Genomic DNA, 24474 nt, shown 5'->3' with positions numbered 1-24474 from the left:
GGAAAGAAGCTTCCGCTTACATGACTGGACGTGTGTTTGTTTTTTATAGGAAAAATCTGCTTATTTGTTGCCCGTTTCGCTACCTCCCATACGGTTCGAAGCTAAAACAAATGGTGTATAGATCAAAAAGGCTAGCACCAAAATAACTACTTGAACCAAAATGGCCGCAAAACTTTGATAACCTACAAACGCATTGACAAATAAGGGCAATCCAAACGGCACTTCCACACTAGCTGCTGGAATAATCTGGGTCACTGTAGCAATGTAAGCAACAACGGTAGCCATCAATTGCGAAAGGATAAATGGAATCGCAAAAATTGGATTCATAACGATTGGTAATCCATAGACTAGCGGTTCATTGATACCGAAAATCCCAGGAATCAAAGCTAGTTTTGAAATGAGTTTTTGATCTTCTCTTTTTGAAAAAACCAGTAAAGAGAGAATCAAGGCAATCGTCACTCCAGCCCCACCCATTACCACATATACTCGAAAGAATGTCATGGTCAATGGATTTGTAGCAGCTTCTCCTGCTTGAACTTGCGCAATATTGTCTGCAAGACCTGCTAACGCCAATGGACTTAAGATAGGCATGATCACCATATTGCCATGCAGACCAAAGACCCAAAAAATGGCTGAAGCAAAAGCCAATAAAATGATTCCAACAGGACCGTTTTGCATCACTTTTTGCATCGGTACTTGCAATGTATTATAGATAATGTCACTTAAATAATTGCCCGTCCAATTGAAAATAACGGTACTAATAATTGAAAATACTAAAAGAACGAGTAGTACTGGTATCAAAGAATTAAAAGACCGAGCAATTCCGCTTGGTACACTTTCTGGCATTCGGATTTTCAATTTTTCTTTTTCATTAACCAAGAAAAAAGTTCTACTGAAAGAGTAGCAATCAGCATCGCTACAAACAATCCTTGTGCATTGATACTTGTTGTTGCAATACCACTGGTTAAAATGTCCTCCATTCCTTCCACCACTGTTACGATCGTTTGTGGCACGATCGTCAAAAATGAAACAACTGCTACTAACGCACTATAGTTTTCATCCACACCATTTCTTTGCCCAATAATTTTCCCAATCAAAAAGGCAATGGCAATACTCATCGTCGACATAGTTGCATAATTAATTGCTGTAAAAGCTGGACCGATAGCGCTTAAAAAAGAAAAAGCTGCAAATTGCGCCAAACCGACTTCTTCAGAACAAAGAATGGTGTTAAATAAAGTTGCGAACGAGCCAACAATAATAAATGGCATATAAACGGTAAAGGCTGTTTTAATACTGTAAAGATATTTATTCTGGTTGATCGCTTCGGCAGTGTGGCCGATTTTATTCGCAAAAGAATCAAAAAAAGACATAATTTCCCCTCCTACATATCAGCTAGATTATTATTTTGTTCGATTATTTTTTTGTAATACGCAAAGCTGTCTTTCTTGCGACGCTCAAATGTTCCGTTCCCTTCATTATCAACATCTACGTGGATAAAACCGTATCTTTTATTCATTTCTCCTGTGCCTGCACTTACAATATCTATGATCCCCCACCACGTATAAGCAAGGATTTCACAGCCATCATGGATGGCTTCAGATAAGGCAAGCAAATGATCTCTTAAATAGTTTTGGCGTTCTTTATCGATAATCTTGCCATTAGCGTCGATGTGATCTTCCATGCCGAGGCCATTTTCAGCAATCATTAAAGGAATTTGATAGCGATCATGCAATTCATTACAAACATACCGCAATCCCAAAGGATCAATTTGCCAGCCCCAAGGCGAAGTTTCTAAATAGGGATTTTTTTTCCCTTGTGGACCGCCAGTTCCCGTCTTCATCTTTAAATCATGAGAGTAGACTGTCGTTAAATAGTAACTGAATGCTAAATAATCACTCGTATAGGATTGAATCGTTTCTAAATCGCCTTTTTCTATTTCAAGATCGATAGATAACTCTTCAAATAATCGTTTAGAATATGCTGGATAGGCCCCTCGGATCATCACGTCTGAAAAAAACAAAGATTTTCTGCGAAACTCATAACTACCAAATATATCTTTCGGATTGGGCGTATCAGGGTACACCCCACTAAGTGAAAGCATACAGCCCATTTTTGCTTTAGGATTTATCTTCTTCAATGATTTGTTTGCTAAAGAATGGGCAACGAACATATGATGAGCTGCTTGATATTGTGCTTGTGCAGGATTTTCGTCTTCCTCCGTTCTTAAAGCGCCCGCAAACCACGGAATTTTTACAATATTATTGATTTCATTAAAGCTCATCCAATAAGTGACCTTTTTACCATATTCTGAAAAAATCACCTCACAATAATTGAGAAAAAAAGAAATCAGTTGCCGATTTTTCCAGCCACCGTATTCTGTCGCCAAGAATAATGGTGTTTCATAATGAGAGATGGTCACGATTGGTTCGATCTTGGCAGCTAGTAGTCCATCAATCAAGCGATGGTAAAAGTCTATTCCTTCTTGATTCGCTTCTTTCTCATCGCCACGTGGAAAAAGTCGCGCCCAGTTGATCGAAAAACGAAAGCATTGTAGACCCATTTCTTTTAACAAAGCAATGTCTTCTTCAACATGATGATAAAAATCTATTGCCTTATGGGAAGGATAATAGTGATCTTTTTTTAACTGAGGATCAATCGTCAGTAATCGTTCTTTCCCCACCGGTAAAATGTCGCAGATCCCCAATCCCTTGAGCCCCTCTTGGTAGGCTCCTTCCGCTTGGTTTGCTGCAATGGCTCCGCCAAATAAAAACTTGTCGGGAAATCCTTTGCTCATAACTATCACTCCTCTTTCTTGATAGCTAAAATTTATCATAGAAAAAGAAAAGCACAATTTTATAAAAAGGCTTACAATTTTTGATTTAAAAAGGTTTTACAAAAAATCTGGTACCTTTTAAAGATAGAAATCCATCTATAAAAAGTACCAGAAAAATCAAAAATCATAAAGTTTATCTTGTTGATGTCGAAAATCGAAGGTTTCTTTATTAAATGGCAAACGGAAAGTCCCTTTATAATCTACAGCAATTCTTGAAGTTAACTCAACGATCAGCCCCTCAGTAGTAATCGTTCGGCTGGTGACTTTCATTGCAGCACTATTTTTTTTAAGATGAAAGACTTGCGCATCTTGCTCCGAGAGATTTACTGCTTCAAAACTCGTCAAACTATGAGAGATATAATAACCAGCATCAATCAATAGTTTCTGAATCGAACCTTTCCCCATCTCTTCATCAAAATAAGGAAATACTTTTTTAGGAAAAATCGACTCTTGAATCTCCGTTACCTTTTGATCAAGAATGCGTAAACGCTTCAATTCCCAAACAGATCCAATCAATTGGGCATCAAAGATATTCGCTTCTCTTTTTGTCATTTCTCGTTCTTTTAATAAAAGGACTTTTGATTCTATTTGATTCGATTTTTTTTCAGTTACCGAGCTGTAGATCAAGCTTGGGTTTACTTTTGTCTTCTTGATTAGATAACCTTTTTTAGGGACAGCTTCCAAAACACCTATATCGATCAATTTTTTTAACGCTTTTCTAACAGTATTTCGCGATACTTCATATTTTTCCGCAAGATTTCTTTCTGAAAGAATTTTTTGGGAGGGTTTGCTCTTCTTTTGATAGATTTTGCTTAATAAATCCTCCACAATAAACTCAGCTTTACTCATTCTTTTTCCTCCTCCCCTTTTCAGACTATAGCTTCCTTCAAATTTTAGCATTAATCTTTGTCAATAAACCACCTACGATTTTTTTATCCTACAGAAATTTTCCTACCTCTCCCATCTGTGAATTTGAAATTTTTTTAATCCTAGGCTGCTATTTATTAAATTTCTCCTCATTTATGTTTTTTGTTTCACAAACTTCACCTCGGTATGGTATAATCATTTTGTTTTTAAGAAAACTATGGGAATACAAAGGAGAAGGAAACATGAAAAAAACTAAAATCACTTTAATCGCTGCATCATTGCTTATGGGAGGCACTCTTTTAGCTGCATGTAGTTCAGATAACGATACAGCTGCAAGCTCATCATCATCAACAGCAGCTTCAACTGCTGCATCAACTGAATCATCAGATGACGTTGTTTCAACTGCTTCTATCAGTGACCAAACTTCAGTGATCGAAAAAGCATTGAGCGCAGATGGTAACTGGATCGTTGCTGTAACTGGCGACATGACATTTGATAACGATCTAACCGTTGATGGCGAATTCCACGACAAAGGTGACGACTCTGCTGATATCTACCGTAAATTTGCATTGTACTCACAAGATGAAGACCGCAACGTAACAGCTGAATACACAGTAACTGTTCCTAAATTGATCGTTAACTCAGAAAACTTCAACATCGTTCACGGTGTAATCAAAGGTGACGTTGAAGTGAATGCTAACGGCTTTGTATTGAACGGTGCAAAAGTTGAAGGTAACGTAACATTCACTTCAAAAGAATTCCAAGATTCAGCAACACTTGACGAAGATGGCGCTTCTGTAACAGGTGACGTAACAGTTAGCGAATAATCTTTCACTGGATTTCTGTGAAATAGATGAACAAAAAACGAAGTTGGCAAGTCGATCGTTGATCCCTTGCCAACTTTTTTTGTTTTTTTATAAACAATTGCATCCGTTCTCATTACTAACATTGTGTAAGTAAGAACAAAGCCCAAGAAAAAAACTGGCTTGCTTACGCAAAACCAGTTTCTTCTTTAGGCGCTTATTCTTCAATAACTGCCCACTTGTAGTCATATTGCGCACCAGCACCGTGTGATACGACCCCTTTTACTTTTGATGCACGTAAATGAGCTTCAACGTTTTGGTACACAGGGATGACCCCTTGTTGATCCATAATGATTTTCTCTGCATCTAACAAATCTTGCCAGCGAGCATCTGGATTGCCAGCGTTTGTCGTGGCAGACGATTTCACTGCTGCATCGTACGCCTCACTTGTCCAACGACCGCGGTTGTAGGAATTGTCGGTAACAAACAAATCAGTAAAGCTACTAGCATCCGCATAGTCAGCTCCCCAACCACCCATGACGACATCAAAGTCACCTGAGTTTGAACGATCTAAACGAACGGAGAAAGGAACAGGACTTAGGCTAACTTTCACCCCATCCAGCGTGTCTTGAATCGCACTTTGAATATACTCAATGGCCTTTTTGGTTGAATCTGTATCAGAAGCCAAAATTTCAAAGCTCAAGGAATCGATTCCCAACGCCTCTTTGGCTTTTTCCCAATGTTCTTTGGCCTTTTCTTGATCGTATTCAATGACACTTTCCGCTTCATCGACAAAATCAGTATTATCAGTTGGGTTAAAGGTCATTCCTTTTGGTATCAATCCTGTGGAAGCCAATGAACCGTCCCCTAAAATCGATGTCACTAATGCATCACGATCGATGGCATAAGAGATTGCTTTACGCAGATCCTCATTGCGGAATGGCGAATCTTCTTCGCGCTGATTCAACTCGATATAGGAAGTACGGGCTAATGGTTCTGACACAAACGCTTCATCATTGGCCATTTGCTGTGCCAATTCTCCTGTTAAGATGACGTCGTCTGCTTGCCCATCTTGGAATAGATTCAAGGAGGTCGATGATTCTTTTACGACACTAACATTGATGGTATCAAGTTTCACCGTCTCTTTGTCCCAATATTGGTCGTTCTTTTCATATGACCATTCTGTATCGGTTCCTGGCCCATCAAAGCCAGCCAACACAAAGGGTCCATTGTAAACGGCATTGTCGCTCGTTGAAGCATATTGATCGCCGTTGTCTTCTACGACTGCTTGGCTTTGTGGGAAGAAGGATGGAAATGCCAATAAGTATTGGAAGTATGGCGTAGGTGTCGTCAGCGTGATTTCTAATTCATAGTCACTGACTGCTTTGATCCCTAATTCTGAGGCATCTTTTTCACCTGCTGTTATCGCTTCGGCATTGGTTACGGGCGCAAATAAGTACGCATACTCAGAACCTGTTTCCGCACTTACGGTGCGTTGCCAACCAAACACATAATCCGCTGCCGTTACTGGTTCTCCATTTGACCATTTGGCATCTTCTCGTAGTTTCAATTTATAGGTCAGACCATCTTCACTGACTTCCGCTAATTCGGCGGCACCTGCTGGTTCGGGCTTACTATCAGCATCTAAGCGGTACAACCCTTCATACACATTATTTAAAGCACTGAAACTGATCGTATCGGTGGCTAAGGATAGATCGGCACTCGGCATTTCTTGTTGAACCACAACATTAAAAATTTGTTCGGCAGCTGCTGTCCCACTACCACTTGAACTTTCACCTGTACTTGATGTCCCTCCTGTTGAGCAACCTGCTAATACGATTCCACAAACAGCGACGACACCATATCCCCATTTTTTCTTCATCTTACCTACCCCTTATGAAAATCCAAAATTTTCAGAATTATTACAAAACTCTGAATGTAAATAAGATTTTAATAAATATTAATTATAAAAGCAAGCTATTTTTCTCATTTTATTATTATTTATTTTTTATGTTAACACAGCATGTTATTATTTATGACACAAAAACAAAAAACACAAAGCGAAAAAGATCTCGCTTTGTGTTTTTTTATCTTTGGATAGAAACGTGGATTACTCCATTTTATAGCTTTGACGCGTCACTTTCCCCTCTCGTACCGTAGCGATAATAGTTGGCACAGCCCCAATCGCCGTAAAGAGATAGACCAGACCTAAGTTCCCGTAATATTGACTCGCTTCCAAATATCCTTCACGAATCAAATCAGGTAAAATACGGAAGGCATAGAAGACATCAACGTCCGTGTAATAATTCGCTACACTGATCGACCAGTCGATACGATTCCCGACATAGACCATGATGATCATGACGATAATACTACTAATAATACCTTTTGTGCTGAGTTTTCCACCTAATAATTCATACCCTTTGATGGCACAGATCGCCATCGCGATCCCAGACAATGCAGCAACATACCCCAGTTGTCCCAATAAAATAATTGCGCCGGCACCAATCAGTGAGCCAAGAAACGCACCCACGGTTCCAGCTAACCAATTTTCTTTTTTCTGCCCTTTTTCCCGTTCTTGCGCAAGGACTGCTTCTTGTTGTTTCTTAAAGCAAGCTTCACAGGCAATGACGGGAGCGCCGCCAATAGCATACAGCGAAACCGGCTCAGTGACCGCGCCGCAGAAGGTACAAGCATTTTGGAAGCCTTTCGTCTTCAAAAAATTCGTCAACTGGTCCAACGCAGTACGCAACTTGTCCACGGTTTTCCCTGCAGTCATCGCTCCGCGTAATGTATAGGCAACTTGATATCCTTGGATCACACAGTCGATGATCTCTTTTGACTCACTTAAAACTTCTTTGACTTCTTCTTGGTTGGGAAGTTCGCCATCTTTGCTAAGTGAAAAATGAGCCACTAGAGAATAACTATTGTTATTCTCTTGAACTAAAAAAAGTTTATAACTATGATACGTTCCATAAATCACCCCAGTGGAAGTATCAACGGAGAGCCCCAACGGCTCGGCAAATTTGGTCAATGTCTTCTCGATCTTCTTATTCATTTTTCTCCTTCTTTCCAACAAACACTTACCTTTTTAGGTATAGCTAAAAGTTTAAGGAGAGTAGAAATGAAAGTCAATCAATTTGTTCAAAAAACCTAGTTTTTTTATCTATTCTGTGACAAATCGCCGCAACGCATCAGTAACCCCATGGTCTGTATTGCTAGTCGTCACAAAATCAGCTTTTGCTTTGACCAATTCAGGCGCATTCTCCATCGCAACACCAATACCAGCTGAAGCAATCATTGGCAGGTCGTTAAAATTATCGCCGATCGCTAAGGTTTGCGCCAGCGGCACTTGAAAATAGGCCGCCAATTCATTTAGCGCCTTATCTTTTCCCACAGCTTGATGAGTGACTTCCAAATAATTCTCTTTGGATAAGTAAAAGGCGCTTTCTAAAAATCCAGCGTTCTGGCAGGCAGCATGGAGCGCTTGGATTTCTGCCGTTGTGCCGATCAAAAGAAACTTATGAACCTCAAAAGCTTCTTGTGCCAACAGTTGTTCTAATGAAGTTTCTACAGGAGTCTCTTTGGTGATCGCCACTTCTGCTCGTGCCCATTGGTCCACTCTTTCGCAATACCACTGATCACCAGAGTATACATTGATAGAAACACCAGGAAAATCAGCTTTGATGCGCGCAACCAAAGTTTTTGCTTCTGCTTTTTTGACCTCATGACTGAAAATCGGTACCAGTGTGCCCTTTTGATCGTACCCTCCAATCAGGGCACCGTTGTAACAAGCCAAGGGCCAGTCTTCTATCCCTAATTCTTGAGCTATCGGTAGCATTCCTTTCGGGGAGCGAGCGGAAGCCAAAACAAAAGGAATCGCTTGCTGCTTCAATCGTTTGATTTCTTCAATCAAATCCAGATCGATTTGATGCTTATGATCCAAGATCGTCCCATCAATATCACTTAAAATAAACCCTATCTGCTTTTTTTCCAAATAAACCATCCTTTCCCATTCCCCATCCTTTTTACGAAAGCGGATTGAGCCATCGCTTTCGACCAAAACAAGCGCCGTTTCCATAAAACGAAAACAGCTTCCTTGACCTTCTTTGCTTCCAGTTTACCATACTAGCCAATGAAAAAAGAGTGCATCGCTGCACTCTTAGGAAGTATAGATATAAAACTCGATTTCCTTCTTGATCGGTTTTTTGATCCAGCGTTTCACAGCAGCTGCCCGCTTCAAGCCCATATGCTCATAAAAACCGAAATTACAGGTGGTATCGGTATAAAGGAAAAACGGAGCCGTTTTTTCCTGCTGGACCATCGCTAAAAAGGAAGTAAAGAGCTGCTTGCCTACACCCAATCCTTGTGTTTTGGGACTAACGGCAAACAAACCAACTTCGGTCTGAAAAGGAGTTTGTAAGTCTTTCAACATCGCTTGATTTAACTCAGCCACCTCCTTGGCATAATGCAGCAGCGTGTTTCTCCCTTCTTTCGTAAGCAGTAAGCAGCCAGCATGCCAAATCGTTTTCCCCCAATAGCGCATTGGATGAAGCTTCTTTCCTCTTTTACTGTCTGCTAATAAGATGCCGACAGCTTCACCATTTAAAAGAGCCACCCGCGAATAGGTCGCACGGGCAAGTTCATAACACAAAAAGACATGAGCAAAGTGCTTGGCGGTCTTCTTGTCAAATTGCTTGTCGTAGTTCCAGCTATCAATAATCACTTGCACAAGCGCAGGCAGATCTTCTCGTTTAAATGGTCGATACGTTACTTTTTTATTCATTCTATCTTCCTCCCAGTAGTTGACTATCCTTAGTATAAAGTTTACAGTAACTGTAAAGTCAAGGAGGATCTTCATGAAAACCAAATTAAAAGTATCGGAAATGGCACGCTTAGCGCGGATCAATCCTCGGACACTCCACTATTATGACGAGATTGGGCTATTTCAACCAAACAGCAAAGACGAGAACGGGTATCGGTATTATTCCCTTGATCAACTTTTGGATCTCGGATTGATCCTGTCATTGAAAGAATTATCGATGCCCTTAAAAGAGATCCAAACAGCGCTGCAGGGGGATGCCGAGACCATGAGAAACTTATTGGAAGCCAAGCGGCAAACCATCGATGAAAAAATTCAGCAGTTGACTAACATCAAAAAAATCATCGAACGAAAAGCTGCGGATTTGCGCCTGGCTGCAGAAAAAACTTCCCCCTTTACCTTGAAGGAACAGCCAGAGGAGTATTTCTCCCTCAGTCCTAGATTAAACGGCAGCTCCATCCCAGAGATGATCACCCAAGCCTACGATCTTTTGATGGCACAGCCTTATCTATTCTCGAATAACGAGTACGGTTTTATGATTCGGACGAACAAAGACGATACGCAAGACATCGACTACGTTTACGTGCGGCAAGAAGAGCCGCACGGGACTTCCTTCGTGAAACCAGCAGGATGCTATTTAACCGCCATTTATCAGGGGGATGACGAAGGATTGAAGCAGTTCTATCAAAAACTCAAGCAGCTGATTGCGACGCACCAATGGCAAATCGATGACTACTTCTATGAACGATCGATCCACGAAACGACCCTTAGCAACGAGCAAGCTTATTTGACAGAGATCCAAGTTCGGATTTTATCTGAGGAATAATGATTCGTTCAAACTGCGCTAAAAAGCAAATAAAAAACGCAACGACAACGAGCAGCTTCTTTCGCCTCGTTGTCGTTGCGTTTTATTTAAATCAAATGGTTTTCTTTCAACAGATCGCCAATGTAGGTATGTTCGGTTTTCTTAACGAAGCCTTCCAAGAGTTTCCGTTCGATAAACGGCAGCTCCATTTCCGTAATTTTTTTCTTATCGGTCAGATAATAGACAGCTTTGGCCAAAGTACGTAGATCATAAGCGGAAGCAAACACTTCTGGTACCCCACGTTCCACAGCTAATAGCTGATAAACAGCCTCCATTGCAGTCCGAACGGAATATTCTGTTGTAAAAACAGTGTCTCGTTCAGTCTCTGCGAAATTACCGATAAAAGCTAAGTTTTTGGAGCCATTTGGAATAACCAATGGCCGATCCCCTGGTTCACGCAGCATGAAGTAAGAAGTGATAAACGGCATGTAGACAGGGACTGCCACACTTGATTCTTTTGAAATGCGTTGGATTTCTGCTTCTGGCACGCCTAAATGGTAAAGCAGTTCTTGCACGATTTCTTGTCCAGAACATTGTTCAATTGGTTTTTTGATGTAGTTCCCTGGTGTATTTGACAACAAGCCATACACCCATGTGATCGTTTGTTGGTCTTTTTGTTCTTTAAAGTGCGGTTGGCGATGGGTCGCAAAGCTCATCATCCAATTGGAATCTTTGATGGTGATGATCCCGCCAGTGACGATTCTGCCTGTTCGTAACTTGCGATGGGTCAATTTTTCTAAATAAGGTTCCACATCAAAATTCTGCCAAGTCACGGTTGCCGAAACAAACCAGCTTTCTTCAGGTAAGTTTTCATAAAAGACTTCTGGATGACCAAACTCAGGCGATTGCGCCGCCAAGTTTTTCCATAAACGCCAGCTGCCACCAGGTGCTTTTGAGATAGGCGCTGGAGTATAATGGTCCCCTTGCGTGGAACTTTCAGTGATCGATCCGTTGGTAACAAAGACCAAGTCATCTTCTGATAAAGGAATTTCTTCGATTGCCCCCGCTTTTTCTAGCACAAGTTTTTTAGCAACTTTTTCCTCGCCCACGATCCGAACATCGATATTGCTGACGGTGCATTCATATTGGAAGTCAACTCCTTGTTCTTCCAAATAAGCAAGTAGTGGTTTGACCAATGACTCATATTGGTTGTAACGGGTAAATTTTAACGCAGTAAAATCAGGCAAGCCATCGATATGGTGCACAAAACGCAACACATAGCGGCGCATTTCAATCGCCGAATGCCATTTTTCAAAGGCGAACATCGTACACCAGTATAGCCAAAAATTAGATTCAAAGAATTCTTCGCCAAAAACATCTTCGATTTTTTTCCCGATCAATTGATCTTCTGAAGTCATAAATAATTGGGTTAATTCTTTTTGTGCTGTAGCAGACAAGGTAAATTCTCCATCATCTGCTGCTCGTTGGCCGCGATTGTGGATGATCCGACAGTTAGACGAATTTGGATCATCGTGGTCCAACCAGTAAAACTCATCTAGCACCGAAGCATCTTCCACCTCCAAAGATGGAATCGAGCGAAATAGATCCCACAGACACTCAAAATGATTTTCCATTTCTCGACCGCCGCGGGTCACAAATCCATCATGGGGAATGAATTTTCCGTCTAATGAACCGCCTGATAAAGAAAGTTCTTCAAGGACGTGGATTTTCTCACCCGCCATATGGCCGTCACGGATCAAGAAGACTGCCGCAGCAAGTCCTGCTAATCCCCCACCAACAATATAGGCTTCTTTCTTTTCGACATCTTTCGGTTTTCTGCTTCTTGCAAAAGCTTCGTAATTTCCGTTCGTATATCTCATGTAGATCCCTCCTAATATTGGTACGTTTTTATGGTATCAGTAACTATTTTTTTTGACAAAAATTTGTACTAGTAAAAACAAGTGATTTTGACAAATCGGCCTTTTTGTCAAAAAAACAGGGCAAAGCCCCACCTTTTAAAAAGATCTGCGCCCAACCCAAAAAGCGCCCCTAAGAAAACTGATGGCAGCTTTCTTAGGGGCGTTTCTAACAAAGGACAAACCCTTTGCCTATTCAATGAAACATTTATTTCACTCGTAGAGCGAAGCTAGCAGTCGAAAAGCCTGATTGTGCTTCGGTGACTGTATAACCCGTGCTTGGCGCATGGATATAGCTTGTATTACTGGTAGCGATCGCTACGTGGTAGGTATTCCCTTTTTGACCCCAGAACAGCAAGTCGCCAGCTTGTGCTTGCGAGACAGGAATGATCGTCCCTGCGCTTTCTTGTGGGACTGTCCAATCACCGATGTTTTTGGCCGTCACTTTTAAGAAGACATAACGTGTAAACCCGGAACAGTCGAAGACATCTGGTCCTTTGCCTCCCCATTGATAAGGAGTGCCAATATGTTTTCTAGCTTCTGCAACGATCGCTGCTCCGTTCACGCTCATAGGAACATTGGTATTGCCTGCGTTGTTATTGTTGCCAGGAGTCGTTGCACTGACTTCCTTCACATACGCTGCAGATACCCAGCCACCCGTTGATAACTTATACCAAGTGGCATTGCCATTGACTGACGTACCTTGTTTTTGAGCGACTGCTTTGAAGGTAGCATTGCTGCCCAAACTGCTGACTACACTTGCAGAAGTCGATGCATTTGAGCGGACATTCATACCAGTGGTTGTTTGGAACGTTTTATTGATGGCTTGCTCACTCGCATTGTTTGAGCCGTTTGATGAACCAGTGTTGCTTGAACCTGTGTTTGAATTATTGTTATTACTTGTATTTCCAGAACTAGACGTGACGTCACGCACATATGCCGCTGTGATCCAGCCACCAGTCGATACTTTGTACCAAACATTGGTGCCGCCAACGGATGTGCCATTTTTCTGGGCAACGACCTTCACCGTCGTGCTGTTGCTTAGGCTGCCAACGACACTACCACTTGTTGAGGCACTCGAACGGACATTCAATGCCGCTGTTGTTTTCACGTTCTTGCTGATAGCCGTTTCTGCAGAAACACTTGTGTTGCCGCCAGAAGAACTATTTCCTGTCGAACTGCTGGAAACATCTTTGACGTAGGCTGCCGTGATCCAACCGCCTGTGGACAATTTGTACCAAGTGGTCGTGCCATTCACCGACGTTCCACTCTTTTGTGCAACAACTTTCACCGTCGCATTGCTGCTTAGTCCACGTACGACACTAGAACTAGTCGTTGCATTTGAACGGACGTTCAATGCAGTGGTCGTTTTCACTGATTTCGAAATTGCTTTTTCCGATGAAGAAGACGACGACGAATTGGACGAGCCTGTATTGGCAGAAGAAGAGCCTGAAGTGCTTTTCACATAAGCCCCTGAGATCCAGCCGCCTGTTGATAGCTTATACCATGTTGTATTGCCATTCACTGAGGTACCCTTCTTTTGAGCCACCGCAGTGATTGTTGTATTTGCTCCTACACCACTTACGATAGAGGCACTTGTTGAAGCATTTGAACGAACATTCAGTGAAGCTGTTGTTTTAAATTGTCGATTGATCGCCGTTTCAGCTGACGATCTGGCAAGAGTAGCAGTTGTGTTGGTTGATGACGAAGCGTTTGTCGTTTCGGTCGCATGAGCAAGAGACGTAAAGACACCTGAAGTCGATGCTAACGCTGCTGTGATACCCAATCCTTTTTGTACGAAAAGGGACCGTTTTTGTTTCACTAAACGCTTACGTTTGATTTTCCGAGATTCCAATAAAACACCCCCTGTACCCCATTTTAACAAAAATTAATATTTTTTGATATTGTTTTCGTTTTGTATTTTTTTAATTTACGTTTAATAAAACGTGTCATTTATTTTCCTGCGTTATTCTTTTTGATCACTTTCTCTTTGGTGTTGCTCAATGGCACTCTATTTACAAAGATTTCTATAAACGACAGAAAAATGCTATTTCATTCAACGTTATTTTAATTCGCGAATAAAAACAGGATTTTTTTTGCAAACAAACCCACTTTTTGAAAAACAAGACTGTTATTTGAATAACATTTCTTTCCTGATCCCCTTTTTCAAAAATCGATACTAAAACCACCCATTTATCATTCCTTTTTTACACGAGGGATTCTGTGAAAAAATTGTTTCAAAAAGAACGCTGCTTTCACCTTTGTGATCGACGCTTAGATGAAATCCTGTTACATCGCTTCCAACCGCATGCGAATTTTTTAATAGAGAAGTCCCTCATCTCTGCCAAAAGAAATATTTTCACAATGTGTTTTACGAGAAAGATTATAACACCAAGGAGAAAACCAAGGATTTGCATAAGTTTGTGAAATCATGCTATACTTAAAAAAAGGAAGAGGTGACCGAGTATGAAAACAAAGACGAAAGAAAAAGTGTATGCTGAACGACAACATAACTATAAAACGAAAAAAGAAGAGATTTTCAAAAAAGCCCTAGATTCCGTACCGACCACAGACAAGAAAAAAGAAGAACAGAAAAAGAAAGCGTAGACTCCTGCGTTTTCTTTTTCTGTTGATTTATAAAAAAGACGAGACTTCACCGATTTTGGCGAATCTCGTCTTTTTCACAATTTTTTTTGTAAACACATGATGCTCCCTATAACTGCCATAAATCCTACTAGCTCCACCACTGTGAAGTGATCATGAAAAACAATGATCGATAAGAAAGCAGCCAGCAGTGGCTCAACTGCTGTTAAAACTGTTGCAAGTGTTGAGGATAAATAGCGTAAACTTGTTAAAAAAATCAAATACGCTAGTGCTGTTCCAAATAAAATGACCACCAGCAAATAAAGAATCACTTGAACGTTCAGTTGACTACCTATCTGCCACATTGGATGAACCACATTCCCCAAGCCTCCACCAATCAACATCCCCCAACCGACAACTGGTAAACTCCCATATTTTTGCAAGAGTTTACGCGGCTGTATAGAATAAAAAGCTAGTGATATCGCTGATGCTAACCCCCAGCCTAGCGCAGATTGGGAAGTCGCTAATTGCTCAATCTGTCCTTTTGATGCCACAGCCGTCACGCCAAGTAAGGTTACCAATAACCAGAAACATGTCTTTAAAGAGGGGAACTGCCTTTTGGCTATCGCAGCATAGAGTAAAACAAAGAAAGGTCCAGTATATTGAATAATCGTTGCAAACGAAGCATTGCTTTGCTCAATCGTTTTAAAGTAGGTAAATTGAACGAGAAACATGCCTAAGAAAGAAAACAAGAGCAGCTGAATGAAGTCCTTTTTCTCCCGAAATGGGGAAATCAATCGGGCGCGATCCTTTAACCCAATACTTAGCAACAAACACCCTGAAAGAACCAATCGTGTTGAAACGAGCCAATTTGCTGAAATACCATATTTTGTAAATAAAATTTGTCCAGCGATGCCAGAAACTGCCCACAAAGCTGCTGCTGAACAAGCATAAACAATCCCAACTGTTTTTTTCATAAAAACTCCTTTTGTCTTTCGCTTAACTTTGTTAGTATTATACCGAATCAGATAGTGAATTTTTGTCAATATCCTGATTGTTTTTAACACTATTAAGTAAAAAGGTGGTGCGGTATGTACTTTGAACGCACAGAAGAAAACGAAGAAACGACCAAACATACAACTACAAATCGCTCCTTTGCAATTTATCAACGTTGCTTGCAACAAAAGCGTGGCGACCAATTGCCTCTACATTGGCATGACGAGCTACAAATCGTATGGGTCGAAGAAGGTAGCTTCATGTATACGATTGACGACGAGCAAATTTTGCTAAATAAGAATGAGGCGATCATTATTAATAGCCGTGTACTCCATGGTGCTGTTTTAGCTTCAGAAAACGTCCGATATTGCTGCTTTGATTTTTCTTCAGGCTTTATTGATGACCCTGTTTTTAAAGAAGCGATCGAACAATTAGTCCACGATCGCACCCGCAGCTATCGGCGCTTAACCTTAACCGCCCAACATCAAGCATTTGTTCAAACCGTGCGTCTGCCTCTGCTTATTGAACAACGATTTACTCTCTATGAATTGTTTTTAGCTGCCCTTTCACAGCTAATGGCTGCAAGGCCTGCTTCACCCAAGAAAGAAACTATCTACTTAATGCTGGCATTTGTCCATGAGCATTATCAAGAACCATTAACGGTTCCTGCGATCGCTAAAGCTGCTGCCATCAATACACGTACTTGTACCGCCCTTTTTCGGCAATACACGACATTGACCCCAATCAACTATCTGATTGATTATCGATTATCTCAAGCCAAAAACCTATTGATCGAAACGGATGAGCCTGTCTCAACCATCTGCTACCACGTTGGCTTCAATCACTTGAGCTACTTCAGCAAAAGATTTCAGCGTAAATTTGGTTTAACGCCGCTACAGTATCGCAAGACCTATCGCGAAGATGATAGAAATTAGCTGATCGGTACCAACAGAGTCTCTCATCTAGATAAATTTTGCTATATTCTATAAGCGTTTCAGTACTTTTTTCACTTTTACACTCATTGGTCCATAAGAATCTCCTTGAAATCCTTTTCTAAAAACCACACACCCGATATTTAGTAGGCGAAAACACGTTCCTACAATATATTGTGTATAAACCTGTTGAAACTGTGCATAACTAAAAAGCCTGCGATTTTTTTCGCAGACTTTTTTATTTATTGACAAGCTATTATTAATCTAGAGATAAATAATAGCTCACATTATCTGGTAGCGGTTTAAAGCCATTCTTTTTGTAAAAATCCGCTGCTGGCATACTTTCTTCGGTATCTAACAGGATCGTTGGAATCTCTTTCTTGAGCAGATCCTCTTTGATCCTTTCTAAAAAAGTGGAACCCAAGCCTTTTCCTTGGTGCGTGCCAGTAATTAAAAAAGTATCGATCACATACTCTTTTCCTTGATACCAGGGCTTGATAAAGCCTAATGAAAGACCAATCAATTCATTCGATGCTCGGTCTGTTAGTCGATAACCAATAAAAGTATTCATTGCCATCACTGATGATACATAGTCGGTGATTTGCGGCACTGTCAATTGGTCATTCCATGGTTCTGCTGAAAATACGGAAATATAGTGGTCCACGACTTCTGCTAAATCCGCCGTGGTTAATTCACGCATGCTTACATTCTTTTCCATCCTATCTCCTGCTTCCATTTCTATTTCGGTAAGGGCCTATACTCGAGGAATCCACTAGTTTTTGTGCGTGTATCAATTATCGATTCGTTTGGCATAGCCATTGCCATAACTCGTATAACGACGCTTTTGGTTGACGGCCATTTTTTTATGAATCTCTGCTTCAAGATCGATGGAAAGGATTTCCGCTAACCCAAGAAGATAAATCGCCACATCCGCCAATTCTTCTCCTACCTCTTGTTGCTTCCGATACGCGTCAAAGGCTTCCCCTACTTCACCATATAAAGCCAAAAACTCTTTTTCAATATTTGTGACATTGAATTGGTGATCGATTTTGTTTTGATAAATCGCTTTTTGCATTTCTGAAATTTTCATAGTCGCTCCTTTTGGGATAGTATACCATTTAATTAAAGTTCAAAATAGAAACTTAGTAAAAAAATCACCTCAAAAAATAGTGACCCCCAAAACGTTAGAATTTTGTTCTAACTTTTGTAGGTCACTCTAGTATAGAATTCATCCTGTTTTGTTTATTCTGCCCGCTCCAATTCAGCAGATTTGATTGCAACCCGTTGAGCGATTTTTAAAAATGGAAAATAGATTGCTACACAAACGACGATGATGATCACTTGAACCAAAACAACTTTAAAATCCCCTTTTGATGCCAATAATGCACTAAGAATTGGTGGTGTCGTCCAAGGAACCATCACAGAAAGCGGCTCAATGAATCCTACTGCGGTAGCAAAGTAACCAATCAACGTCGCAACAATTGGACTTGCAACGAAGGGAATGATCATTGGTAAATTGAAGACGATCGGTAAACCAAAGATGATTGGCTCGTTGATATTAAAAATACCCGGAGCTAGGGATAGATTGACGACATCTCGAAAAGGTTGGTAATTGCGAACGAATAAGAGCACTGCAATGATCAAGCTGATCGTAAACCCAGTCCCACCTAGTTGAGCAAAAACCGTCACGAATGCTGAATTTAAGATATTGGGCGGCGCAGCGCCTTCTTGCACGGCTTGCATGTTTTCATTCATATTGACTAACAGCAATGGATCTAACAAGGTGCCATTGATGACGGTTTGGTGAATGCCTAAAGTAAACAGAAAATTGCCCGTTGAATAGATGATCAAGAACCCAAAAATCGATGTGTTCAATAAACGCAGTGGTTCTTGGATCACTGTTGAAATGATTTGAATCAGGTCGGTATCAAAGGCTGCTAGCACGGTTGCAACTACGGCAAAGAAGGAAATCACCAAAATAGCAGGGATCAACGTGCTGAAGGATTTGCTGACGGCAGGAGGAACTTGATCCCCTAAATTGATTTTTAAGTGCTTGTTTTCTGACAGTCGAATAAATAATTCCGTGGCAACTAACCCACAAATGATTCCAGAAAACATCCCTTTGGTTCCGACATCGTCAAATAGCATCACACCACTGATGGTCACTTCTGCTTGAGCGCCTTCTGGCATCACGGCATGAGCCATCGCCAACATGACCACTAAGCAAGTCGTTGCCACAAAGGTTGCATTGATGGCGCTCGGATTGTTTTTGTTGCGGCAAAGAAAATAAGCGATCATCGGGGCGATCAGCAGACCGGCGATATTCAATGTTCCATTGGTGATGGAATTGCCAAACACTTGCATTCGCGCCAAGGTAGCCCCTTCTAAAAACCATGGAAAGAAGACATTATTAAACAACACAGCGATCCCTGCGATAATAAAGGCAGGCATTAAGGTCGCAAACGCATCACGAAGACTTTTGAGATGAACCTGATTGCCGAGACGGACCGAAAACTCTGTAAATTTATCTAAAAACGTGCGCTTTTCTGCTGCCATTTTCTGTTCCTCCTACTCTGTATATGGGTTTGTATAGATCGTACTACCATTCGTTTTGATCATTTCTTTGAACCATTCATACGATTTTTTCGGTACACGTTTCATATCTCGCAACTCATGGTTGCCACGATTGACATACACAAGCCCGTATCGTTTCTCCATATCACCTTGCGAGCTCAAAATGTCGATCAGTCCCCAGCCAAGATACCCAAGACAGACCACTCCATCTTCCACCATCGCTTCAAACATCGCTCGAATATGCTCTTGATGGTAGGCAATGCGGTAATCATCTTGAATCGGTTCTTTGCCATTCCAATGCTCTCTGACCCCAATCCCGTTTTCAATCGGAAACACTGGCAAGCGGTATCGCTGATAGACTTTATTTAAAACATCACGGAAGCCGAGCGGATCAATTTGCCAGTCCCATTCCGTCGTTTCAATATACGGATTGTCTTGTTTTCCAAAAGTCATGTGCCGATTCGGCGGCGTTCCTTCAGGAATTTTTTCAGCATTCAAGGTAGAAGAAGCATAATAGCTAAAGGCAATGTAATCATTTTTCTGCGCTGCGATCGCTTCTAATTCCCCAGGTAAAATATTCATATTGAGTTGATGATTTTTCACGTATCGGTCTTGTGCTGCCGAATACTTGCCGTGCGCATAGCAATCTAATAAAGTAAAGTTCGCAAATTCATCAAACTCTCTTGCTGCTTTGATGTCTTGTGGACGACAACTCGCTGGATACGCCTCAGAATACGCCAGCATGCCACCGATCTTCGCATTTATTGTTTCATGAAGATAATTACAGATTTCTGCATGGCAAACCATGACATTGTGGAAAATCTGATACAATTCTTCTGTCGTTTCTTCCCCTTCTAAATAACCGCTGATCTTAAAACCATGGTCTTGGTGGAAAAGATTTTGTTCGTTAAAGGTTAACCAATAATGGACTTTATCCGCAAAACGATCTACCATTTCTTTTCCAAAACGAATGAATGCGTCCTTCACTTCTTTGCTGATGAACCCGTTATAGGTTTTCGCCAGATGCAGAGGCATATCAAAATGGTACAAACAAATCATAGGCTCGATCCCTCGAGCTAACAGATCATCAATAAAACGATCGTAATAGGCGATCCTTTCTTCATTAAAGGCGCCATCTCCATCGTGAACGACCCTTGACCAAGAAATTTGGAAACGATACATGTTCATCCCCAAATCTTGCATATAATCAAAGTCTTCTGTATACGCATGATAGTTATCATTTGCTACATGCCAATCGCTAGCCTGTTCCGAAGCTTCCCTTATATCATAAACGGATAAGCTTTTACCGCCTTCATTCCAACCCCCTTCTGTCTGCATACTGCTGACACTGTTCCCCCAATAAAATTTTGTCATATTGATTCCTCCATCATTTGTATTCGCTTACAAAATCTATTATAATTAGGTGAAATAGGCATGTAAATTTTTCAAAAACTCATGTAAAGCTTTTTCTATACATGTGAATTTCAGCGGATTCTTTAGTGATAGACCTTGTTTTTATCCCCTTCAAACAAAACTCAAGTCCATGAATTTCTTTACATAAGGAGTGATGACTATGACAAAATACAAAGAGATCGTTGATCAGTTGCGGACGAATATTTATGAAGGTGTTTTTCCAGCTTTATCAAAACTACCGGAACAAACGGCGTTAACCAAACGATTTCAAACCTCGCGAATGACGATCCAAAAGCGCTAAATCAACTGAAGCAAGAAGGCCTTATTTCCACCAAAAGAGGTCATGGCACCTATGTCAATTCAGCGACCTACCAAGGACAGATCAATGAGTATATCGGTCTAGTCAACCGATATGGCGGGCGGCATAAAGTGCAAAGTAAAATCATTAGTTTCAATGTTCGTTTTCCAGAAGCCAACGAAATGGATTACTTGTCCTTGCGAGAAAACGAACCTGTTTATGATATCGTACGACTGCGCTATGTTGATAACGAACCCTTTGAATTGGAGTACACGATCATGCCCATCAAAACCATTCCCGATATTGATATGGCGATCCTTGAACACTCGATCTATCGATATATCACTGATTCCTTACATCTCAAAATAGGTCCCGCCATACGTAAAATCCGTGCCGACAAAGCGGATTCCTATGATATCAAATATTTAGAAGTCGATCCCAATGATCCGATCTTAGAATTAGAACAAGTTGCTCGTCTCTCCGACGGACGACCCTTCGAATTTTCGCAAACTCATTATCCTTACCAAAATCGTGAGATTTACTATCTTTCTGAACCTTAATGGCAAAAAAACAAGTCTGAAGAAAACTCAGACTTGTTTTTATTGTCCAGGGAAGGTGAATTCGTTAAGATTCTTCGGTTTTTTTCGCCGTTCGCTCAGGGCTGACCCAAACGCCGCTGCCGTAACCAAGGATGGTCTTGACGGCTGGAATAAAGGTAGTGACGATCGTTATGGCATTGATCATCCAGTAAAACAGCATGTAAAAAGGGGCAAAACGGAAATATTTCAGCTTGCTGCGGTTATCATCCGCCAAGAGGCTGGTAAATAGCTGCATGACCCCCGCAATCATCTCGAAACAAACGAAGAGAAAGGCCATCGTAAACATATGATAGATCCGTTCGTAATTCCCAGTTGCACCATAATAGATCAGATAGAAGACAAACAAGGCAGATGAAAGCCAGAAAAAGAATGACCAGATGATACTTAATGTTTGATCGACAAACATAGCGGTTCGACCAATGTTTTCAAAAGGATGCAAAAAGACCTTTTTAAAGTTGGTCAGCCATACTTCTGTACCGCCCTTCGCCCAGCGTTTCCGTTATCGGTAGAGCATCTTGAGTGTTTCTGGCACCTCCATGAAAAACATCACTCGTGAAGCAAATAAAGACAGCCAACCTCGGAATTGGTGGTCCCAGGCAATACTGATGTCTTCTGTGGCTCGATTTTGTCGAAACAGACCCACGTCCATCAATGCCGCGCGGCGGTACATCGTATTGGCACCGCTATAAGCATAGATGACCCCAAAAACGGCTTGCTGGGTCCGTTTGATAATTCCTACGATACTTGAAAATTCAACGGTTTGTGATTTCCCTACGATCGTTGTGCGATTTTGAACATCCATATTCGCCGTAATGGCAGAGATATTGATGGAGTCTTGGCGGATGAAATAATTGACATATTTCCATAACGCATCAGGTTCAGGAACCGTATCTGCATCGTTGCTCAAGATCAATTCCCCTTTGGCAAACCCTACTCCAATATTAAAGGCATGGGCTTTTCCTTGGTTTTTTTCGATGCGCAACACTCTTAGATTTGGGTACTGTTCCATCAATCGGTCTAATATCACAGGAGTTTGATCCGTTGAGCCATCATCAGTCACCAACACCTCATAATTGCTGTAGTTCAGATTGTTCATTAAATAATGAATCGTGTCTTCAATAACGATTTCTTCATTGTGAGCTGGTACCATAATCGTGATCATCGGCTCGATCTCTTCGGGGATCGGTATCCACTCTAATTGACGATAACGGAACAAAAAACGATTGCAGATCACCCCGATGAACCAAGCAAAGCCACCTAAAATTGGATACGTAAAGAGAATCATTAAAACGACTGTTAAAAATGTATCCAACCATGGGAACCCAGTATCAAAATTGACAACCATCAGCCTACCCCATTTCTACGGAAAAGTTCTTGGATCTCTCTTTCTCCGATGTTTTGCTCCGGTGCAACCGTGTAGTATTTTGCCCCGTGGCGTTCTTCTTTCGTCCCGAAGCGTTCTTCGTAAAATGCTTCTAGCAACTCTTTGCGTTTTTCCAAGGCAGCTTCATCATGCATCGATTGCTTTTGCAGCAATCGTTTGAAGCGGCGGTTGTTCCTCAAGGTCAACAAAGTAAACGTAAGAACTAAAATCAAAAAAGAAATGCCTAAAAATAACGCTAGAAATTCGAAAGTGACTGCTTCTTCTAAATAGGTCCGAAAGGCGATCCGATCCGCCAGATTCGGCAGCGTCAACGGAATGGCCAGCCAGACAAAGGGAACCAAGACCATCAGCCAAGCAAGAATCGTCAAAATCGTTTGGCGGGTCTTTAAAGCGGAACGACCTTTTTGAAAATACGCATCGGTGACCAACCGTTCTTTGACTTCTTCCCGTGTCACTCGTTGTTTCATTTTACTCACTCCTTAAATTTTTTTATTTGCTGTGAAGAAAAAGAAGCAACAAAAGCAAGTCGTCTGGACCTGCTTCGTTCTTCTTCTGTTTGTCTCACTTAGATTTCTTGCCAACTTTCAACGCATTGAACAGCGTGTGAAATTGGCCTTTAAAGGACATCACTTGCTCAAACACATCTTCCCCATCATTCAGCATCTTGACCGTCACCCAGCCTAATGCTTCGGTAATACCGCTAGCCACACTGGCATTGATTGCAGCTCCAGCAACGGTGCCGACTGCTGGGACAAATTTCAAGATATTGCCAACGGCACTGCGACCAAAACTCACAACGACTAGCTCTTTCGAAATGCTTTTCGCTAACCCTTCACGCCATGTTCGCCCAAAAATACGATACAAACGGGCCATCATCGTCATTTGAACTGGCACAAGTAACACTGCATCTGAAAAGGGAATCGGTGAACAGCCGATGATCACCGCCGTCAAAGAAGCCGCATGGATCGTGCGGTGGGCTTTTTTTCGCGTTTCATCATCTACGCCAACCAAAAACTCCTCAAATACCTGATCAAATTGATCCTTGCTTTTCGCTAACACTTTTTCCGCCTGGGCTTTTGATCCGTCATAGCCTTTCATCACCAGGGCAGCCGATTTTTTCGGCATTCGCTTCATGACATCCGCAAAAAAAGAAGTAAACTCCGCTTCTTCTTGCAACTCTTCTCCCATTTGACTTTGCTCGACTTGAACGGACTGTTCCGTTAATAATTCATTTTCGTTTTGTTTCTTTTTGCGTTTTATCCATGGTTTTTTCAAAGAAATGTCTCCTTCTTTCGACTCGTTGTTCATTTAAAAATCAAAGTGAGCCATGATTTTGTTCCTAATTCTATTTTAGCTCAGGTTTTTCAAGATAGCGAAAATGTAGCTTGAGAGAGCTTACACTTGCTAAAAAATGCAAATTTGCATCTTTGGATTATTTATTTATATTATCGTTTTTTTATGCTATGATACACAAAAGGAGTGGATCGAATGAAAAAGAAATTGAATTGGAAAGTCCTTTTTTATCTAGGCTTATTGACTTACTTTCTTTTAAGCGGGATCTTCGCATTCTTTGGCGTCGAAATACCGTTTCTTTATAAACGTTGATCTTCACGTTTTCTCAGAACCATATCATTCAACCCTTTGCTCTA

Annotated in this window: 21 protein-coding genes and 2 pseudogenes; 5 read left to right on the top strand and 18 right to left on the bottom strand. The window is 41.2% G+C overall.

The window, feature by feature from the left end; genetic code table 11:
• Window positions 1-60 precede the first annotated feature (60 nt).
• The 4 genes from IGJ25_RS05380 to IGJ25_RS05365 form a co-directional block, all read right to left on the bottom strand.
• Window positions 61-858, bottom strand: a complete 798-nt coding sequence (locus IGJ25_RS05380; protein WP_438779135.1) for a PTS transporter subunit EIIC — start codon at window positions 856-858, stop codon at window positions 61-63.
• Window positions 855-1370 (bottom strand): PTS transporter subunit EIIC, encoded by a 516-nt coding sequence (locus IGJ25_RS05375; RefSeq protein WP_263638926.1) that lies wholly within the window; start codon window positions 1368-1370, stop codon window positions 855-857. Before IGJ25_RS05375 ends, IGJ25_RS05380 begins: the two co-directional genes overlap by 4 nt.
• Before the next feature lie 11 nt (window positions 1371-1381).
• Window positions 1382-2794: a glycoside hydrolase family 1 protein gene (locus tag IGJ25_RS05370; RefSeq protein ID WP_225001336.1), complete on the bottom strand. Its 1413-nt coding sequence runs from the start codon at window positions 2792-2794 to the stop codon at window positions 1382-1384.
• 156 nt (window positions 2795-2950) lie between these two features.
• Complete coding sequence (locus IGJ25_RS05365) at window positions 2951-3682, bottom strand: GntR family transcriptional regulator (protein WP_194185683.1); 732 nt, start codon at window positions 3680-3682, stop codon at window positions 2951-2953.
• Window positions 3683-3942: 260 nt separating this feature from the next.
• Between IGJ25_RS05365 and IGJ25_RS05360 the strand changes: the two genes are divergently transcribed.
• Entirely contained in the window at window positions 3943-4527 is a 585-nt protein-coding gene (locus IGJ25_RS05360) for a polymer-forming cytoskeletal protein (protein ID WP_225001337.1), read from the top strand.
• A 193-nt stretch (window positions 4528-4720) separates the two neighbouring features.
• Here the strand turns inward: IGJ25_RS05360 and IGJ25_RS05355 are convergent, their stop codons facing one another.
• From IGJ25_RS05355 to IGJ25_RS05340, 4 genes are all read right to left on the bottom strand, one after another.
• Window positions 4721-6385: a peptide ABC transporter substrate-binding protein gene (locus tag IGJ25_RS05355; RefSeq protein WP_225001338.1), complete on the bottom strand. Its 1665-nt coding sequence runs from the start codon at window positions 6383-6385 to the stop codon at window positions 4721-4723.
• A gap of 228 nt (window positions 6386-6613) precedes the next feature.
• A complete protein-coding gene (locus IGJ25_RS05350; protein WP_060792887.1) occupies window positions 6614-7561 on the bottom strand; it encodes a hypothetical protein in 948 nt (315 codons plus the stop codon).
• A 108-nt stretch (window positions 7562-7669) separates the two neighbouring features.
• Window positions 7670-8509: a Cof-type HAD-IIB family hydrolase gene (locus IGJ25_RS05345; RefSeq protein WP_225001339.1), complete on the bottom strand. Its 840-nt coding sequence runs from the start codon at window positions 8507-8509 to the stop codon at window positions 7670-7672.
• A 156-nt stretch (window positions 8510-8665) separates the two neighbouring features.
• A complete protein-coding gene (locus IGJ25_RS05340) occupies window positions 8666-9289 on the bottom strand; it encodes a GNAT family N-acetyltransferase (protein ID WP_167821619.1) in 624 nt (207 codons plus the stop codon).
• Window positions 9290-9362: 73 nt separating this feature from the next.
• Here IGJ25_RS05340 and IGJ25_RS05335 point away from each other — a divergent pair, with 73 nt between their 5' ends.
• A complete protein-coding gene (locus IGJ25_RS05335; RefSeq protein WP_096742336.1) occupies window positions 9363-10151 on the top strand; it encodes a MerR family transcriptional regulator in 789 nt (262 codons plus the stop codon).
• 86 nt (window positions 10152-10237) lie between these two features.
• On the opposite strand, the gene IGJ25_RS05330 is transcribed toward IGJ25_RS05335, so the two are convergent.
• Both IGJ25_RS05330 and IGJ25_RS05325 read right to left on the bottom strand, forming a co-directional pair.
• Entirely contained in the window at window positions 10238-12010 is a 1773-nt protein-coding gene (locus tag IGJ25_RS05330; protein ID WP_081117212.1) for an oleate hydratase, read from the bottom strand.
• Between the two features lie 244 nt (window positions 12011-12254).
• A complete protein-coding gene (locus tag IGJ25_RS05325; RefSeq protein WP_225001340.1) occupies window positions 12255-13901 on the bottom strand; it encodes an SH3 domain-containing protein in 1647 nt (548 codons plus the stop codon).
• A 611-nt stretch (window positions 13902-14512) separates the two neighbouring features.
• On the opposite strand from IGJ25_RS05325, the gene IGJ25_RS05320 reads away from it, so the two are divergent.
• Window positions 14513-14653 carry a hypothetical protein gene (locus IGJ25_RS05320; protein WP_005237363.1) on the top strand — a complete coding sequence of 47 codons (141 nt, stop codon included), beginning with the start codon at window positions 14513-14515 and terminating at the stop codon, window positions 14651-14653.
• Window positions 14654-14727: 74 nt separating this feature from the next.
• On the opposite strand, the gene IGJ25_RS05315 is transcribed toward IGJ25_RS05320, so the two are convergent.
• Entirely contained in the window at window positions 14728-15606 is an 879-nt protein-coding gene (locus IGJ25_RS05315; protein WP_081117214.1) for a DMT family transporter, read from the bottom strand.
• A gap of 114 nt (window positions 15607-15720) precedes the next feature.
• Between IGJ25_RS05315 and IGJ25_RS05310 the strand changes: the two genes are divergently transcribed.
• Window positions 15721-16560, top strand: coding sequence for an AraC family transcriptional regulator (locus IGJ25_RS05310; RefSeq protein ID WP_225001341.1), 840 nt, complete (start codon window positions 15721-15723; stop codon window positions 16558-16560).
• 256 nt (window positions 16561-16816) lie between these two features.
• On the opposite strand, the gene IGJ25_RS05305 is transcribed toward IGJ25_RS05310, so the two are convergent.
• The 4 genes from IGJ25_RS05305 to IGJ25_RS05290 form a co-directional block, all read right to left on the bottom strand.
• Entirely contained in the window at window positions 16817-17275 is a 459-nt protein-coding gene (locus IGJ25_RS05305; protein ID WP_225001342.1) for a GNAT family N-acetyltransferase, read from the bottom strand.
• A 72-nt stretch (window positions 17276-17347) separates the two neighbouring features.
• Entirely contained in the window at window positions 17348-17647 is a 300-nt protein-coding gene (locus IGJ25_RS05300) for a MazG-like family protein (RefSeq protein ID WP_081117217.1), read from the bottom strand.
• A 152-nt stretch (window positions 17648-17799) separates the two neighbouring features.
• Window positions 17800-19113 carry a PTS sugar transporter subunit IIC gene (locus IGJ25_RS05295; RefSeq protein WP_081117218.1) on the bottom strand — a complete coding sequence of 438 codons (1314 nt, stop codon included), beginning with the start codon at window positions 19111-19113 and terminating at the stop codon, window positions 17800-17802.
• A 12-nt stretch (window positions 19114-19125) separates the two neighbouring features.
• Entirely contained in the window at window positions 19126-20505 is a 1380-nt protein-coding gene (locus tag IGJ25_RS05290; protein WP_225001344.1) for a glycoside hydrolase family 1 protein, read from the bottom strand.
• A gap of 199 nt (window positions 20506-20704) precedes the next feature.
• Between IGJ25_RS05290 and IGJ25_RS05285 the strand changes: the two are divergent.
• A pseudogene (locus IGJ25_RS05285) lies at window positions 20705-21402 on the top strand (GntR family transcriptional regulator).
• A 64-nt stretch (window positions 21403-21466) separates the two neighbouring features.
• Here the strand turns inward: IGJ25_RS05285 and IGJ25_RS05280 are convergent.
• The 3 genes and pseudogenes from IGJ25_RS05280 to IGJ25_RS05270 form a co-directional block, all read right to left on the bottom strand.
• Window positions 21467-22786: pseudogene (locus IGJ25_RS05280) on the bottom strand (glycosyltransferase family 2 protein).
• On the bottom strand, window positions 22786-23292 hold the full coding sequence (locus IGJ25_RS05275; RefSeq protein WP_438779134.1) for a hypothetical protein: 507 nt from the start codon (window positions 23290-23292) through the stop codon (window positions 22786-22788). Before IGJ25_RS05275 ends, IGJ25_RS05280 begins: the two are co-directional and overlap by 1 nt.
• A gap of 94 nt (window positions 23293-23386) precedes the next feature.
• Window positions 23387-24133, bottom strand: coding sequence for a YcjF family protein (locus IGJ25_RS05270; protein WP_438779133.1), 747 nt, complete (start codon window positions 24131-24133; stop codon window positions 23387-23389).
• Between the last annotated feature and the right edge of the window lie 341 nt (window positions 24134-24474).

Source organism: Enterococcus sp. DIV0240d, assembly GCF_051711245.1.
In the GTDB taxonomy this organism is placed as follows: domain Bacteria; phylum Bacillota; class Bacilli; order Lactobacillales; family Enterococcaceae; genus Enterococcus_D; species Enterococcus_D casseliflavus.
Note: the sequence above shows the minus strand (reverse complement) of the source record. Positions and strands in the feature narration are given on the sequence as shown.

Bases quoted from the DNA above. Each gene is read 5' to 3' on its own strand.
- IGJ25_RS05375 (WP_263638926.1), bottom strand. From the start codon at position 1,370: ATGTCTTTTTTTGATTCTTTTGCGAATAAAATCGGCCACACTGCCGAA.
- IGJ25_RS05370 (WP_225001336.1), bottom strand. From the start codon at position 2,794: ATGAGCAAAGGATTTCCCGACAAGTTTTTATTTGGCGGAGCCATTGCA.
- IGJ25_RS05365 (WP_194185683.1), bottom strand. From the start codon at position 3,682: ATGAGTAAAGCTGAGTTTATTGTGGAGGATTTATTAAGCAAAATCTAT.
- IGJ25_RS05360 (WP_225001337.1), top strand. From the start codon at position 3,943: ATGAAAAAAACTAAAATCACTTTAATCGCTGCATCATTGCTTATGGGA.
- IGJ25_RS05355 (WP_225001338.1), bottom strand. From the start codon at position 6,385: ATGAAGAAAAAATGGGGATATGGTGTCGTCGCTGTTTGTGGAATCGTA.
- IGJ25_RS05350 (WP_060792887.1), bottom strand. From the start codon at position 7,561: ATGAATAAGAAGATCGAGAAGACATTGACCAAATTTGCCGAGCCGTTG.
- IGJ25_RS05345 (WP_225001339.1), bottom strand. From the start codon at position 8,509: ATGGTTTATTTGGAAAAAAAGCAGATAGGGTTTATTTTAAGTGATATT.
- IGJ25_RS05340 (WP_167821619.1), bottom strand. From the start codon at position 9,289: ATGAATAAAAAAGTAACGTATCGACCATTTAAACGAGAAGATCTGCCT.
- IGJ25_RS05335 (WP_096742336.1), top strand. From the start codon at position 9,363: ATGAAAACCAAATTAAAAGTATCGGAAATGGCACGCTTAGCGCGGATC.
- IGJ25_RS05330 (WP_081117212.1), bottom strand. From the start codon at position 12,010: ATGAGATATACGAACGGAAATTACGAAGCTTTTGCAAGAAGCAGAAAA.
- IGJ25_RS05320 (WP_005237363.1), top strand. From the start codon at position 14,513: ATGAAAACAAAGACGAAAGAAAAAGTGTATGCTGAACGACAACATAAC.
- IGJ25_RS05315 (WP_081117214.1), bottom strand. From the start codon at position 15,606: ATGAAAAAAACAGTTGGGATTGTTTATGCTTGTTCAGCAGCAGCTTTG.
- IGJ25_RS05310 (WP_225001341.1), top strand. From the start codon at position 15,721: ATGTACTTTGAACGCACAGAAGAAAACGAAGAAACGACCAAACATACA.
- IGJ25_RS05305 (WP_225001342.1), bottom strand. From the start codon at position 17,275: ATGGAAAAGAATGTAAGCATGCGTGAATTAACCACGGCGGATTTAGCA.
- IGJ25_RS05300 (WP_081117217.1), bottom strand. From the start codon at position 17,647: ATGAAAATTTCAGAAATGCAAAAAGCGATTTATCAAAACAAAATCGAT.
- IGJ25_RS05295 (WP_081117218.1), bottom strand. From the start codon at position 19,113: ATGGCAGCAGAAAAGCGCACGTTTTTAGATAAATTTACAGAGTTTTCG.
- IGJ25_RS05290 (WP_225001344.1), bottom strand. From the start codon at position 20,505: ATGACAAAATTTTATTGGGGGAACAGTGTCAGCAGTATGCAGACAGAA.
- IGJ25_RS05275 (WP_438779134.1), bottom strand. From the start codon at position 23,292: ATGAAACAACGAGTGACACGGGAAGAAGTCAAAGAACGGTTGGTCACC.
- IGJ25_RS05270 (WP_438779133.1), bottom strand. From the start codon at position 24,133: ATGAACAACGAGTCGAAAGAAGGAGACATTTCTTTGAAAAAACCATGG.